Genomic DNA, 13,506 nt, shown 5'->3' on the forward strand with positions numbered 1-13,506 from the left:
GGATCAGCCCTTGGCCGTGCGCTTGGTTTTTTCCGGGTCATCGAAGGGCAGGGCATGGGTGAGAGCAGCGCTTTCCAGGCTGCCGCGAACCTGCAGGGCAATCCCGGGCGTGGAGCAGGCAAGGTGCATGCGGGCGAGGGCCATGGAGCGTTTGCTCAGGCGCGAATACATGCCACAGGTGATCACCCCGACTTGCTTGTCGCCTTGCCAGAGGGTGTCGCCGGCCTCGGCAGGGCGAACACCTTCGAGCAGGACGCCGGTGATCTTGAAACGCTCCTGGCCGCGCAGTCGAAAGTGCTCCTCGGCGCCGCGGAAATCGCGTTTGTCCGGGGACACGGTGAAATCCAGGCCCATTTCCCACAGGGTGTCGCCCGCCTTCTGGTCGGCGAAGGGGTACATCTGCGAGTTGTCGTAGGGAAAGAACATCAACGAGCTTTCCACTCGCAACCAGTCCAGTGCGGTGAAGGCGCAGGGGATGATGTCCAGGCTCGCGCCCTGTTCGAGAATCGAGTCCCACAGCGCAGGGGCATCGGCCGCCTTGCAGAAGATCTCGTAGCCTCGCTCGCCGGTGTAGCCGGTCCGGGAGATCATCACCGGACGGTCGAACAGGCGGGTTTGCAGGTGATGGAAATAGGGCAGATGACGAATACCGGGGACGTGCTCGGCGAGAAAGTCCACGGCCAATGGCCCTTGCAGCGAGAGGTCGTGCAAGTCGTCATCGAACAGCACCGCCACTTGCCGGCCCTGGGAGGAGCGCACCAGCATTTCGTAACCGCTGCCGGCGCCATGCACCACCATGAATGCGTTGGGTCCGGTGCGGTAGACGATGCAGTCATCGACGAACTTGCCATCCTCGTCGAGCATCGAGGCGTACACCGATTTGCCCGGGTAGAGCTTGGCGATGTCGCGGGTGGTGGCCCACTGCAACAGGCTTTCGGCGTGGGGACCGACGTAGTGGACTTTCTTCAGGCCGGACACATCCATCAACCCGGCGCGGGTGCGGATCGCCTGATGATGATCGGCCAGTTCACTGCTGTAGGTCCAGGCAGTGCCCATGCCATTCCAGTCTTCCAGGTTCGAGCCGAGTGCGCGGTGCCGTTCGGCCAGTGCAGAAATACGCCATGAGTGAGCCATGTGAGGATCCTTGTCGGGTGAAAGTGGTAGGGGGTCAGGCTTGCGGGTCGAAGCGGCTCAGCCACTGGACGAGGGTCTGTCGGTAGCGGCTCATGCCCTTGTAGTCGGCGATCGGCTCGGGCAGGTCGCGCAGCACGCGGTGCAGGCGGCAGCCCCAGCCGGGCTGGGTCACCAGCTCATCCATGCTGATCAGGTAGGTGCGGATGCTGAACATCACCGCGTTGCTGCGGGGCAGGCGGGCCATCACTTGCAGCTCGACCCGCAGATGCACCTGTTGCCCGACGTTTTCGGCGGTGATGCGTCCGCGATCGGCGCCCCATTCATGGAACGTCTCGGGCGAGGAGTCGAGACGCGGCTTGATGGTCAGCGTCCAGTTCAGGCGTCGTACCGGCTGCCCGGCCTGCAGGGCCAGCAGGTACTTCAGTGCGCGGTCGAACACACCCATCTGGTGGGCCATGGGCACCGGTGAATGCCACTGCTTGAAACTCATGCCGGCGTCGAACGCCAGGGACCAGTCGGCCGGGCTTGTGACCATGCCGGCGTCCATGTACAGGTCACCGTCGCGCTGATCGAGCAGGGCGAAATCCCCCTGGACCTGACGGGTGATGAACTCCAGCGGTTCGCAGGGCAGGCTTGCGGCATCGCCGAAAACAAAGCGCTGATCGATGTTCAACAGCCGGTTGCGCCAATGCCAGTGGTCGCCTTGACGCTCCAGCACGAACCACTGCGGATAGTCGGCGGCGAGGTGCTCCATGAGCATCTGCAGCGCATCCCACGCCGCCACTTGCATGTGCGGCATCACCAGGTAACGGCGCGGGTCCTTGTCCAGTACCAGCGCGCGTTCGGCCATTTCCGAACGGTAGTGTTCATCGATGTCGAAGCCATGCTGGTAAATCGAACCAGGGTCCCGGGATGTGGCCGGTTCGATGTTCACCGAATACAGGTAGCTGTCCTCGGTAAAGGGAAACGGAAACCGGCGGATGGCTTCGGGGCTGTTGCGAAAGCTGAAGTCGTTTCTATAGCTCAGCACGGGGCTTGATGGAACGGTCATGGTCGACTCCTAGAGGTCTAGCGAAACGCAAGGGCCGCGGCCGCGAGAGACGCAGGGCATGAGAAATTCGGCCTGCTCGGTGGGGCTCAGAAAGCTGTCGCGGTGCTCGATTTCGCCGCGCACGTGGCGGGTCACGCATTGGCCGCAGACCCCGCCGCGACACAGGTTGGGGATCTGCAGGCCGGCGGACTCCAGCGCTTCGAGCAGGCTTTGTTCGGCCCCGACCCGCAGACGCTGCCCGCTGCGCAGCAATTCCAGGTCGAAGGCTTGCCCGGGTGTCGCGCCCTTGAAGGCTTCCCAGTGCACCCGCGCCAACGGCCAGCCCAGGGCCTTGGCCTGTTGCTGAACCGCATCGAGCAAGGGTTGCGGGCCGCAGGTGTAGACGTGGCTGCCCAGCGGGCGGTCGCGCAGGATCCTGCTCAGGTCCGGGCGGCAGCTGTAGGTGTGCAGTCGCGATCCCAGCCGTTGTTGCAAGGGCTCGACATAGGCGTCGCTCAGGCCTGGGCGACAGAGGTAATGCAGTTCGAAATCGGCCTGGCGTCGTTCCAGTTCCGCCACGTGCGACATGAACGGCGTGATGCCGATACCGCCAGCGATCAGGATGTGCAGGCGGGCGGTCGAGTGCAGGGCGAAGAGGTTGGCTGGGGGCGATATCTGCAGCGTGTCGCCTGCCTTTACGTGCAGGTGCAGGTAGTGCGAGCCGCCGCGAGAGGCTTCCTGCAGGCGCACGGCGATGCGGTAGTGGCCGTCCGACGGGTCGCTGGTCAACGAGTAGGCATTGCGAACATTGCCCGGTAGGTGCACCTGTATATGACTGCCGGCAGAGAACCCCGGCAGGGAGCCGGCGCAGGGTTCCAGGGTGAATTCGCGCACCACCGGGGTGAGCATTTTCGTCGCGCTCACCCGAACCTTCAGCGCGCCGTTCATGGCCGGGCCCCGGCGAAAGGCTGGTCGGGGTTGGTGCAGACGCCGAGGTAAGCCCCCAGGCGCCTGGAAAAGTGTTCGCGCACCTCCAGCCCGACGTTACAGCGCACACAGGTCAGCAACGGCGCGGGTCCAGAGGACTGGGTCAGGCCACAATGCACGCAATACACCGAGCGCTGGCCGACAATGGAGTGGGTGATGTCGATCTCGTCATCTTCCAGCCCTGCGGCGCGTGCTTGAGCGTGAATGCGCCACACGAACGCCTCGTCACCCATGATGTAGACATGACTGCCCACGGTGGCGCTGCCCAGCACCTCAAGCAGGCGGGCACTGAAGTCGCTGTTCTCCTGGTTCAGCACCAGGGGCTGTTGCAACTCGCCGACAAAGGACGCGCAGGCGGCCGCCGATTGCAGGACCACGATATGGCGGGTGGCCGCTTCACGAGGATGCGGCTGGCGATAGCGCGGGAGGCTGTGAAGTCGATCCGGGGCGGCGCTGTGTCTATCCGTCATGCTGGCTTTCCTGTTGATCCGCACCTGCTTGAGGGGCGAGAAAGGTGGCGTTGGACAGGGCGTTTTGTTTCCTGTTGGGGAAGATAATTTCCTACGGGGAAAAATCTCTCAATCCAGAAAAAGCGCTATCTCTTTGGGGGTAGGCCGTGCACGAGGGTCATTCGGGGCATGGAAGTTGCTCGTTGTTGCTCACAGCCGAACAAGCGGACGGGGAGTGATCGAGAGTGCGAACACGAGTGCAGTGGTGGCCGCTCTGGTGGGGGCGTATCCGTCCCGAACAGGTGCGCAGCGTGCGCAAGCTGCTGGTCGGGTTGCCCTTGAGCCAGGTGCACGCTGACGGTGCCTTGGCGGTTTTTGCGGACCGTTTCGAAGCACTGCTGCCCGGTTGCCAACTGAACCTGATCCTCGGCGGTGCCGAGCCGACACCGGCTCGGCGCGGTTTGATCGAGGGTTGTCAGGACGTGGAGCGCTGCCCACGGCGAACCCTGGCATCGAGCGAATCTGCTCAGGCTTGCGGCCCTTGTCGGCAAAGGGGCGTGCATCGCCTGCTGTGTGCCTTACCCGACAGCGACGAACCCGGCAGCGGCTGGTTGATGCTTGATACGCCACGCGCGGCCAGCGCGAGCTGGCGCCGGTTGCTGGAAGAGGCCGCGCAGGCCGTCAGCGTCAGTGTGCGTCTGCTCTGTCACACCCGCGAACAGCAACGCAGGCACGCAACTTCCCGGCACGGTGCACTGGCCCGTGAACTGCACGATTCGGTGGCCCAGCAGTTGGGTTACCTGTCGTTTCAGGCGAGTTTGCTGCAGTCGCAGATGGGCCAGCCCGCGCAGGCCGCTGCCGTGCTGCAGGAGTTGCGCGGCGGCTTGAGCCAGCTGCAGCGCCAGGTACGGGAACTGATCACCAGCGCCCGCCTGACCATGGATGGGCGCTCCCTGCGCCAGGCCCTGGCCGACTCCGTCGCGGAGTTCTCACGACGTTGCATCATCGTGTTCGAACTGGATAACCGCCTGGCCGACGACGCCTTGGGCCCGGAAACCGAACTGCAGGTATTGCAGATCATTCGCGAGGCGCTGGCCAACGCGGTACGCCATTCCCATGCACGCCATGTGCGCATCGAGTTGCGGCAAAACCAGGACGGTGAGGCGTCGGTGTCGGTGGAAGATGACGGCATCGGCTTGAGCCCGGCGTCAGGGGAGGAAAACCATTTCGGGCTGGCGATCATCCGCGAGCGTGCCGCGAGCATTGGCGCGCGGCTGACCATTGAGGCCATCCGTCCGCACGGGGTACGCGTACACCTTGGCCTTTGCCGTCACCAGGATTTCTCAGAGGGGAGTTTCGATGGACTGCACGACCTTGTTACTGATCGATGATCACCCCTTGTTTCGCAAGGGCCTGGCCCAGCTGTTCGATGCCAGTGACGACTTTGCAGTGGTGGGGCAGGCCGCCAGTGGTCGCGAAGGCATCAATCTGGCCGTGAGCCTGGCGCCGCAACAGGTCCTGCTTGACCTGCACATGCCAGGCTTGAGCGGCTTGCAGGTCCTTGATGAGCTGCGTCAGCTGCGCCTCGACTGCCAGGTGGTGGTGCTCACCGCCTCGATGGATCGCGCCGAGTTATTGATGGCCCTGCGCCTGGGGGCCAGCGGCTATGTGCTGAAGGAAACCGAGCCCGATGCATTGCTGGACTACATGCGCAATTGCAACCGGGGTGCGATTGTCCTCGATTCGACCCTGATTGCCCTGCTGGCCGATCAGGGAGAATTGGCGCATCGGCGTGGGCACGATGTCGATCAATGCGACACCCGCAACCTGACCGAGCGCGAGGGCCAGACGCTGGCCCTGATCGCCACCGGCATGAGCAATAAACAGATCGGTCGGGAACTGGGGATCAGCGATGGCACGGTCAAGATCTATGTGAAGAATCTCTTGCAGAAGCTCTGCCTGCACTCGCGCCTGGAACTCGCGGCCTGGGTGCACAACGGCGCATCGGTGAGACATGGGGAGCATCATTAGATGATGGATCACTTTCCTGCGGCGCTGCTGGAGCTGACGGATGACGGTCAGATCGCCCACTTCAATCTGGCGTGGGTCGAGCTGATGGATCGACCCGATGGCGGGCGCCACCTTATCGACCATGTGCACCACGAAGACCGTTCGTTGTGGCGCCAGGCGCTGCACGAGTTGCGTCGGCGGCCCGAGACCTCCTTCAACCAGCGGCTGCGTTTTGTGCACCCGTCAGGGGAACTGCGCTGGTTCGAGGTCAGCCTCAAGCGGGGTGATCAGGGTTTCTATCTGGTCGCGGGAGACATCACGGCGCACAAGCGGCGCGAGATTGCCTTGCTGGCCAGCCAGCGCAGCTGTATGAGCCTGCTCGACAGCATGCCGGGGCTGATCTATCGCGGACGCAACAACCGCGACTGGACCATGGAGTTCGTCAGCGCCGGGTGCCTGCAACTGACCGGGTATCCAGCGGAGCGGCTGGTGGACAACCATGAGTTTACCTACAACAGCCTGATCCTGGAGCAAGACGCCGATTATGTCTGGCGCGAAGTCCAGTTCGCCTTGTCACGGCAAGAACCGTTCGAACTCAACTACCGGATTCGCTGCGCCGATCATTCGATCAAGCACGTCTGGGAGAAGGGTGTCGGGATCTATGCCGATACCCGTGAGGTGCTGGGTATCGAGGGGGCTATTTTCGAGCGCAATACCCGGCACGATCCAGCGCGCTGAGCGAAGTCAGGTGGGGCTGGGCACAACGCCGGGCACCGCGCCCGACGTTGTGGTCTTCAGGGATGGATCAGGACAGTTCGCCGACTCGCTCGGCCCGCTTGCCGAGTTTCATCAGCCAGTAGTAACTCAAGGCCGGCACCAGCAAGCCGACCAGCCAGGCCAGGTCCACGCCATCGAGCGCCGTGGCGACCGGACCGACATAGAGCGTGGTGTTCATGAACGGAATCTCCAGGGCAATCGCCAGCACGAAACTGCCGCAGGCGATCCAGTTGACCCGCCCATACATCCCGTCGAGGTCGAAGATGTCGTCGATCCGGTATTCACCTTTGCGCAGGCAATAGAAGTCCACCAGATTGATCGCCGTCCAGGGGATCAGGAAGTAGCTCATGAAGAAAATGAAGTTGAGGAAGAAGGTGATGAAGTCGTCCTGGCTGATGGTGCACAGGCCCGTCGCTACCACGCTGATCACCAGCATGAACAGGCCGCGTACCCGTGGCGTCACCTTCAATCGAGCGAAGGGCTCGATCACGGTGATGGTCGACATGAACGCCCCGTACAGGTTGAACACGTTGATCGACACCTGGCCATAGACGATGAAGGCGAACAGCAGGATCGCGCCGCTGCCGAACAGCCCGGCGACATGGCCGCCGACGTTACTGGAAAAGTCGCCGATACCGACGCTCAGGATCGCCCCGAGAATCATCATCCATGCACCGCCGCTGACCGTGCCGGCGTAGCTGTACCAGAACACCTGTGCGGTCGACGTATTGCTCGGCAGGTAGCGCGAATAGTCGGCGACGTAGGGGGCGTAGGACAGTTGCCAGGTCACGGCAATGCTCACCGCCACCAGGAACTTCGACAGCGAGAAGCCCGTTGGCAGCCATTGTTCCGCCGGGATCGGCAGTTGCAAGGCCAACAGCGTGGCGGCGGCGAATACCAGCAACGAGAGTATCGACAGCAGCTTCTGCAAGCGGTGAATCAGCCGGTAGCCATACAGCGCCACCACGAAGCACAGGGCGCCGATCAGGTAGATGTTGCCGCTGGCCGGCAACGGGCTCACCGACTCCAGCGCCTGGGCCGCCAGCAGGGTGTTGCTGACGAAGAACCCGAGGTAGATCAGCATCACGAACAACAGCGGCAACACCGCCCCGAGCACGCCGAACTGCGCGCGGCTCTGGATCATCTGCGGGATGCCCAGCTTCGGCCCCTGGGCGGAGTGGGAGGCCATGAATATCGCGCCCAGCAAAGAGCCGACGATGATTGCCAGGGCGCTCCAGAACAGGTTGAGCCCCATCACCACCGGCAGCACCCCGGAGGCGATGGTGGTGATGTTCATGTTGGCGCCGAACCAGATGAAAAACAGCGACCCCGGCCGGCCATGGCGCTCGGCTTCAGGGATGAAATCGATGCTTCTTTTTTCGACTTGCATGGCGATTACTCCTGAGTCCGTACGAGGTGGGTGTGCAGCCGGGCGATGGTGCCTGGCAGTTCATGGGGCTGGTGGGCGAACAGGTCCGGGTGCTCGGGATTGAGGCTCAGGTAGTCAAGGTTCTGCAGGGCGCGCCGGCATTCGCCGCTGGTGAGGATTTCCAGGGAGTAGACCCAGTTGGCCATGATCAACAGCGCCGAGTAGTGACCGGCCTGGGTGGTCGTGGTGCAGGCGTCGCTGACCAGGCGAATGTGATAACCCAGGGCAAAGGCATCGAACACCGTGGTCAGCACGCAGACATCGGTGAGCACGCCGCAGATGATCAGTGTGTCGACGTCCAGCGCCTTGAGCCGGGCATCCAGATCGGTGCGGTGGAAGGCGCTGTAGCGGCCTTTATCGACAATGGCTTCACCGGGCTGCGGCGCCAGGCTGTCGATGATCTCCACCTGGCGGGTGCCGGCGCGGTAACCACTTGGACCGCCGTCGCACGCGCGGGGTTCGCCGCGTGGCAGGTCGCTGCCATCGGCTTGATTGATATGGCGGGTATAGAAGATCGGGACCCGCTGCTGGCGGGCGGTGTCGAGCAGTGCGGCGGTGTTGGCCAGCACCGATTCGAAGTGTTCGAGGACGAAACCGTCCTCCTGTTGCATGTCGATGATCAACAGAGCGTTTTTATTGTTCATGGGGCAAACCTGATCATGAGCCGAAGCACAATGCACCGTGCATACCGCGCAATGACGCGGTATGACGTGCGTGACTTTCTATTCGGTCAGGCTCAGTAAACGGGTTGCCAGAAGCCGTTCTGCTTGGCGGAAACGCTGGCGCGCAGGCGCTTGAAATGGATATGCGAAGCGGTCCATTCGCCGCGCAGGTAAGCCTGCTCGGCGCCGGAGGGAGGGGAGAGTGATTGGAGACGACCATTGAACATGGAAATCGACCTGCACATCAGACATCAATCCTTGTGGGAGCGAGCCTTTGTGGTGAGGGGATTTATCCCCGTTCGGCTGCGAAGCAGTCGCAAAGCCAGTGAAAGCGTTGTATCGACACTCCGCTGTTGCAGGTTTTGGGGTCGCTGCGCGACCCTGCGGGGCGGTGCGACGTTTCGCTAAATCCCCTCACCACAAAGGCTCGCTCCCACAGAGGGGAAGTGGGCTCAGCGGAACGCCGGCACCACGTGCTTGATAAACAGCTCCAAGGACTTTTTCTTCTCGGCATGCGGCAGGCTGTTGTCGCACCAGAAGCTGAACTCGTCGACACCCAGCTCCTGATAGTACTTGATGCGCGGGATGATTTCTTCCGGGGTGCCGATCATGGCGGTCTTGTGCAGGCTCTCCAGTTCGAACTCCGGGCGGCCGGCGAATTTCTCTTCCGGACTCGGTGCCAGGAAGCCGTTGACCGGGGTTTCCTTGTTGCCGAACCAGGCATCGAAGGTGCGGTAGAACCTGGCGATCGCCTTGGCCCCGACTTTCCAGCCTTCGGGATTGTCGACCGAGTGCACGTGGGTATGACGCAGCACCATCAATTGCGGGCGCGGCACGTCCGGGTTGTTGTCCAGGGCGGCCTGGAATTTGTTCTTCAGGTCGAGAACTTCTTCGTCGCCTTTCATCAGCGGCGTGACCATCACGTTGCAGCCGTTGGCGACGGCGAAGTTGTGCGAGTCCGGGTCACGGGCTGCGATCCACATCGGCGGGTTCGGTTTGCGGATCGGCTTGGGGACGCTGGTGGAGGTCGGGAATTTCCAGATGTCGCCGTCATGGGCGTAGTCGCCTTGCCACAGGGCGCGAACCACCGGAACCATTTCCCGCAAGGCCTGGCCGCCAGAAGAAGCTGGCATGCCGCCGGCCATGCGGTCGAATTCAACCTGATAGGCGCCACGGGCCAGGCCCACTTCCATGCGACCGTTGCTGATGACATCGAGCAGTGCGCATTCACCGGCGACCCGGATGGGGTGCCAGAACGGCGCGATGATGGTGCCGGCGCCGAGGTGAATGGTGGTGGTCTTGCCGGCAAGGTACGCCAGCAGCGGCATCGGGCTTGGCGAAATGGTGTATTCCATGGCGTGGTGTTCACCGATCCATACGGTGCTGAAACCACCGGCCTCGGCCATCAGCGTCAGTTCGGTCAGGTCCTCGAACAGCTGGCGGTGGCTGACGCTTTCGTCCCAACGTTCCATGTGTACGAACAGGGAAAATTTCATGACGCTACCTCGAATCTCTTGTGGTCGACCCGTCGACTGCGGGGCTGTTGAATATTGGTATACCATAATACAAAAATGCTGCAAAGTTTTTCGATTGCCGGCAGGTGTCAGGCCAGCACGGGCAGGGCACCCATCTTGCCGTGGCAATACACCAGTGGCCCGGCATTGTGCTGGGGCACGATCAGGTTCTTCACCGCGCCGACCATGATCGCGTGGTCGCCCCCTTCATACTCGCGCCACAGTTCGCATTCGATGACCGCCGTGGCGTTGGCCAGGATCGGGTTGCCCAGCTCGCTCAACGTCCACTCGATGCCTTGCGCCTTGTCCTTGCCCTTGCGTGCAAAGGCATAGGCTTCGCTCTGCTGCCCGCCGGACAGCACATGAATGGCAAAGCGCTTGTTCCTGATCAGGACCGGGTAGGAGTCTGAGCTGTAGTTGGGGCAGAACAGCACTAGGGCCGGGTCCATGGACAGCGAGCTGAAGGCGCTGGCGGTCAGGCCGACGACCTGGCCGTCGTCATCGAGCGTGGTAATGACGCAGACGCCGGACGGGAACGAGCCCATGACTTGTTTGTAGATGGCGGCATCGATCATTGGACTGTCCTCGGGAGTGGAACGTGGTTTTTATGAGTTTGTAGGTCTGATGGTATACCGTAATACATCGTTTGCAAGGGCTTTTTTGGTCGTCCGATAAACGTACGCCTTTAGTCTGGAACTCAGTGTTTGCGGGGCTTTCAGCTAGGCAGCGGGTGCGGGTTTGCGGCAGGATGCCGGATCAGATGGACTCGCAAAGACCGAATCAGTCTTGTGGAAATGTTGGAATACCATAATATGGTGCGCATCTGAGGGGCGGCCAGAGAGTCCCCCCGGTTTGGCTTCATACAAAGATAAGAACAGACAAACTCGAGTTCATGCATATGTCCCAGATGTCCCGGCAAGACCCGTTGATCGAGAATCACACGGTCGATTACGTTCCACTCGCAGAGCGCCACGGGAAGGCCCGCGATCTTTTCACCCTGTGGTTCAGCACCAATATTGCGCCGCTGCCCATCGTCACCGGTGCCATGGTGGTCCAGGTGTTCCATCTCGACCTGTTGTGGGGGCTGCTGGCGATTGCCCTCGGGCACATGGTCGGCGGGCTGGTGATTGCCCTGGCGTCGGCCCAGGGCCCGCGCATGGGCATTCCGCAAATGGTCCAGAGCCGTGGCCAGTTCGGCCGTTATGGCGCGTTGCTGATCGTGTTCTTCGCCGCACTGATCTACGTCGGCTTCTTCATTTCCAACATCGTGCTGGCGGGCAAGTCGATTGTCGGCATCGCGCCCTCAGTGCCGGTACCGGCGAGCATCCTGATCGGTGCCCTGAGCGCCACGGCGATCGGCGTGATCGGTTACCGCTTCATCCATTCCCTCAACCGCATCGGCACCTGGGTCATGGGCAGCGCCTTGCTCGCCGGGTTCCTCTACATCTTCGCCCATGACCTGCCGGCGGACTTCTTCACCCGCGGTGGTTTCAACCTGGCCGGCTGGCTGGCCACCGTGTCCCTGGGGATCATCTGGCAGATCAGCTTTTCGCCCTACGTGTCGGACTATTCGCGCTACCTGCCGGCTGATATCGGCATAGCCAAACCGTTCTGGGCCACCTACCTGGGAGCAACCCTGGGCACGATCCTGTCCTTCACCTTCGGCGCGGTGGCTGTACTGGCGACCCCGGAAGGCACTGAAGCGATGGCCGCGGTGAAGCAATCCACCGGCTGGCTGGGGCCGATCCTGATGGTGCTGTTCCTGCTCAACATCATCAGCCACAACGCCTTGAACCTGTATGGCGCGGTGCTGTCGATCATCACCTCGATCCAGACCTTCGCCAGCCAGTGGACGCCGAGCATCAAGGTGCGCGTGGTGCTGTCGAGCGTGGTGCTGGCGGGTTGCTGTGTGGTGGCGCTGGGCGCTTCGGCGGATTTCATCTCGCAGTTCATCGGGCTGATCCTGGCATTGCTGCTGGTGCTGGTGCCATGGGCGTCGATCAACCTGATCGACTTCTATGTGATCAAGCGCGGGCGTTATGACATTGCCTCGATCTTCCGCGCGGATGGCGGGATCTATGGGTGTTTCAACCTGCATGCGATCGTGGCGTATTTCATCGGGATCATCGTGCAGCTGCCGTTTGCCAATACGTCGTTGTATGTGGGGCCTTATGCCAACCTGGTCGAGGGTGCGGACCTGTCGTGGCTGGTGGGGTTGGTGGTGACTTGTCCGCTTTACTATTGCCTGGCTACGCGTGGGCGGACTCAGGAGGGCAGGGCTTCGGGGTTGAGTTATACCGACTGACTTCTTGATGGCTGGTGTTTGTCTGGAATGCCCGGCTTTTGCCGGGCATTTTTGTTCGGGTGATGGGTGAACAGGTTTACCTTATTGCGGTAAGAATCCTGTAGGAGCCCGGCTTGCCGGCGAAGACGGCCTCCAAGCCTACCGGGATTCTGTCGACTGAATACACCCGCCTTCAATGCCACGGATACTTCTTCTCCCACTCCCAGGCATGCGCCACGATCTGTTCCAGCCTGGCGTATTGCGGTCGCCAGCCCAGCAGGGTGTTGGCCCTGGAAGCGTCCGCCACCAGCCGTGGCGGGTCGCCGGCGCGGCGTGAGGCTTCGCTGATGAAGATGTCCCGGCCGGTCACGCGGCGTGCCGTGTCGATCACTTGCTGCACCGAAAAGCCCTGGCCATTGCCGAGGTTGAAGGCCGTGCTGCTACCCCCCTTTAATAAATAGTCCACGGCCAGGGCGTGAGCAGCCACCAGGTCACAAACGTGTACGTAGTCGCGAATGCAGGTGCCGTCCGGCGTGTCGTAGTCAAAGCCATAGACGGTGATGGTTTTGCGCCGTCCGGAGGCGGCTTGCAGGACCAATGGCAACAGGTGGGTTTCCGGTTCATGGCGTTCACCCAACTGCCCATCAGGGTCCGCGCCAGCGGCGTTGAAGTAGCGCAGGCACACCGACTTGAGCCCGTAGGCACGGTCGAAATCTTCCAGCATCTGCTCCACCATCCACTTGGTGCGGCCATAGGGGTTGATCGCGGCCTTGGGGTGCGCTTCATCGATGGGCACATACTCCGGGTCGCCATAGACCGCGGCGGTCGAGGAGAAAATGAAGCGTTTGACCCCGGCGCGAACCATGGCCTTGAGCAGCGTCAGGGTGGCGGCCAGGTTGTTCTGGTAATACTTGGCCGGTTCGGTAACGGATTCGCCCACCTGGATGAACGAGGCGAAGTGGAACACGGCGTCGAAGTGGTGGGCGCCGAACAGGGCGTCCAGCGCCTGGGCGTCGGCGATGTCGAGCTCGACCAGTGTCCCGCCCAGCACCGCGCTGCGATAGCCCGTGGAAAAGTTGTCCGCCACCACCAGTTCGTGCCCCGCGCCAAGCAGCTGCTTGACCATGTGTGAACCGATGTAGCCTGCGCCGCCGATCACCAGAAATTTCATGCAGCTCTCCTTGATCTTGTTGCGGTGTCTGGCGCGTGGCGCCTGACCCGTCCTTCAAA

14 protein-coding genes are annotated in these 13,506 nt (G+C 62.1%); 4 read left to right on the plus strand and 10 right to left on the minus strand.

Going from position 1 to position 13,506, the window contains the following annotated elements; all coding sequences use genetic code 11:
* Positions 1–3: 3 nt before the first annotated feature.
* Genes HFK74_RS27955 through HFK74_RS27970 form a run of 4 tightly spaced genes read right to left on the minus strand, consistent with a single transcriptional unit; the run spans position 4 to position 3,621 of the window.
* Complete coding sequence (locus tag HFK74_RS27955; RefSeq protein ID WP_180206331.1) at positions 4–1,134, minus strand: aminomethyltransferase family protein; 1,131 nt, start codon at positions 1,132–1,134, stop codon at positions 4–6.
* A gap of 34 nt (positions 1,135–1,168) precedes the next feature.
* Positions 1,169–2,185 carry a DUF3445 domain-containing protein gene (locus tag HFK74_RS27960; protein ID WP_180206332.1) on the minus strand — a complete coding sequence of 339 codons (1,017 nt, stop codon included), beginning with the start codon at positions 2,183–2,185 and terminating at the stop codon, positions 1,169–1,171.
* Positions 2,186–2,194: 9 nt separating this feature from the next.
* On the minus strand, positions 2,195–3,112 hold the full coding sequence (locus HFK74_RS27965) for a PDR/VanB family oxidoreductase (protein ID WP_180206333.1): 918 nt from the start codon (positions 3,110–3,112) through the stop codon (positions 2,195–2,197).
* Positions 3,109–3,621 (minus strand): dimethylamine monooxygenase subunit DmmA family protein, encoded by a 513-nt coding sequence (locus tag HFK74_RS27970; RefSeq protein WP_180206334.1) that lies wholly within the window; start codon positions 3,619–3,621, stop codon positions 3,109–3,111. The genes HFK74_RS27965 and HFK74_RS27970 overlap by 4 nt, the downstream gene beginning before the upstream one ends.
* A 224-nt stretch (positions 3,622–3,845) precedes the next feature.
* Here HFK74_RS27970 and HFK74_RS27975 point away from each other — a divergent pair, with 224 nt between their 5' ends.
* The 3 genes from HFK74_RS27975 to HFK74_RS27985 are packed head-to-tail and all read left to right on the plus strand — an operon-like array spanning position 3,846 to position 6,348.
* Positions 3,846–4,991, plus strand: a complete 1,146-nt coding sequence (locus tag HFK74_RS27975) for an ATP-binding protein (RefSeq protein ID WP_180206335.1) — start codon at positions 3,846–3,848, stop codon at positions 4,989–4,991.
* On the plus strand, positions 4,960–5,631 hold the full coding sequence (locus tag HFK74_RS27980; RefSeq protein WP_180206336.1) for a response regulator: 672 nt from the start codon (positions 4,960–4,962) through the stop codon (positions 5,629–5,631). The genes HFK74_RS27975 and HFK74_RS27980 overlap by 32 nt, the downstream gene beginning before the upstream one ends.
* A complete protein-coding gene (locus HFK74_RS27985) occupies positions 5,632–6,348 on the plus strand; it encodes a PAS domain-containing protein (protein ID WP_180206337.1) in 717 nt (238 codons plus the stop codon).
* A 67-nt stretch (positions 6,349–6,415) separates the two neighbouring features.
* On the opposite strand, the gene HFK74_RS27990 is transcribed toward HFK74_RS27985, so the two are convergent.
* The 5 genes from HFK74_RS27990 to HFK74_RS28010 all read right to left on the minus strand — a co-directional run bounded on the left by HFK74_RS27990 (position 6,416) and on the right by HFK74_RS28010 (position 10,567).
* A complete protein-coding gene (locus tag HFK74_RS27990; protein ID WP_180206338.1) occupies positions 6,416–7,777 on the minus strand; it encodes a cytosine permease in 1,362 nt (453 codons plus the stop codon).
* Between the two features lie 5 nt (positions 7,778–7,782).
* A complete protein-coding gene (locus tag HFK74_RS27995) occupies positions 7,783–8,460 on the minus strand; it encodes an isochorismatase family cysteine hydrolase (RefSeq protein ID WP_180206339.1) in 678 nt (225 codons plus the stop codon).
* A 92-nt stretch (positions 8,461–8,552) separates the two neighbouring features.
* Complete coding sequence (locus HFK74_RS28000; RefSeq protein WP_180206340.1) at positions 8,553–8,705, minus strand: hypothetical protein; 153 nt, start codon at positions 8,703–8,705, stop codon at positions 8,553–8,555.
* 225 nt (positions 8,706–8,930) lie between these two features.
* Positions 8,931–9,974: an LLM class flavin-dependent oxidoreductase gene (locus HFK74_RS28005; RefSeq protein ID WP_180206341.1), complete on the minus strand. Its 1,044-nt coding sequence runs from the start codon at positions 9,972–9,974 to the stop codon at positions 8,931–8,933.
* Positions 9,975–10,081: 107 nt separating this feature from the next.
* On the minus strand, positions 10,082–10,567 hold the full coding sequence (locus HFK74_RS28010) for a flavin reductase family protein (RefSeq protein ID WP_008061453.1): 486 nt from the start codon (positions 10,565–10,567) through the stop codon (positions 10,082–10,084).
* Between the two features lie 323 nt (positions 10,568–10,890).
* Here HFK74_RS28010 and HFK74_RS28015 point away from each other — a divergent pair, with 323 nt between their 5' ends.
* Entirely contained in the window at positions 10,891–12,297 is a 1,407-nt protein-coding gene (locus HFK74_RS28015; RefSeq protein ID WP_180206342.1) for a cytosine permease, read from the plus strand.
* A 172-nt stretch (positions 12,298–12,469) separates the two neighbouring features.
* Here the strand turns inward: HFK74_RS28015 and galE are convergent, their stop codons facing one another.
* A complete protein-coding gene (galE, locus tag HFK74_RS28020; protein WP_180206343.1) occupies positions 12,470–13,447 on the minus strand; it encodes a UDP-glucose 4-epimerase GalE in 978 nt (325 codons plus the stop codon).
* Between the last annotated feature and the right edge of the window lie 59 nt (positions 13,448–13,506).

It is taken from the genome of Pseudomonas sp. SbOxS1, assembly GCF_013416725.1.
GTDB lineage: Bacteria > Pseudomonadota > Gammaproteobacteria > Pseudomonadales > Pseudomonadaceae > Aquipseudomonas.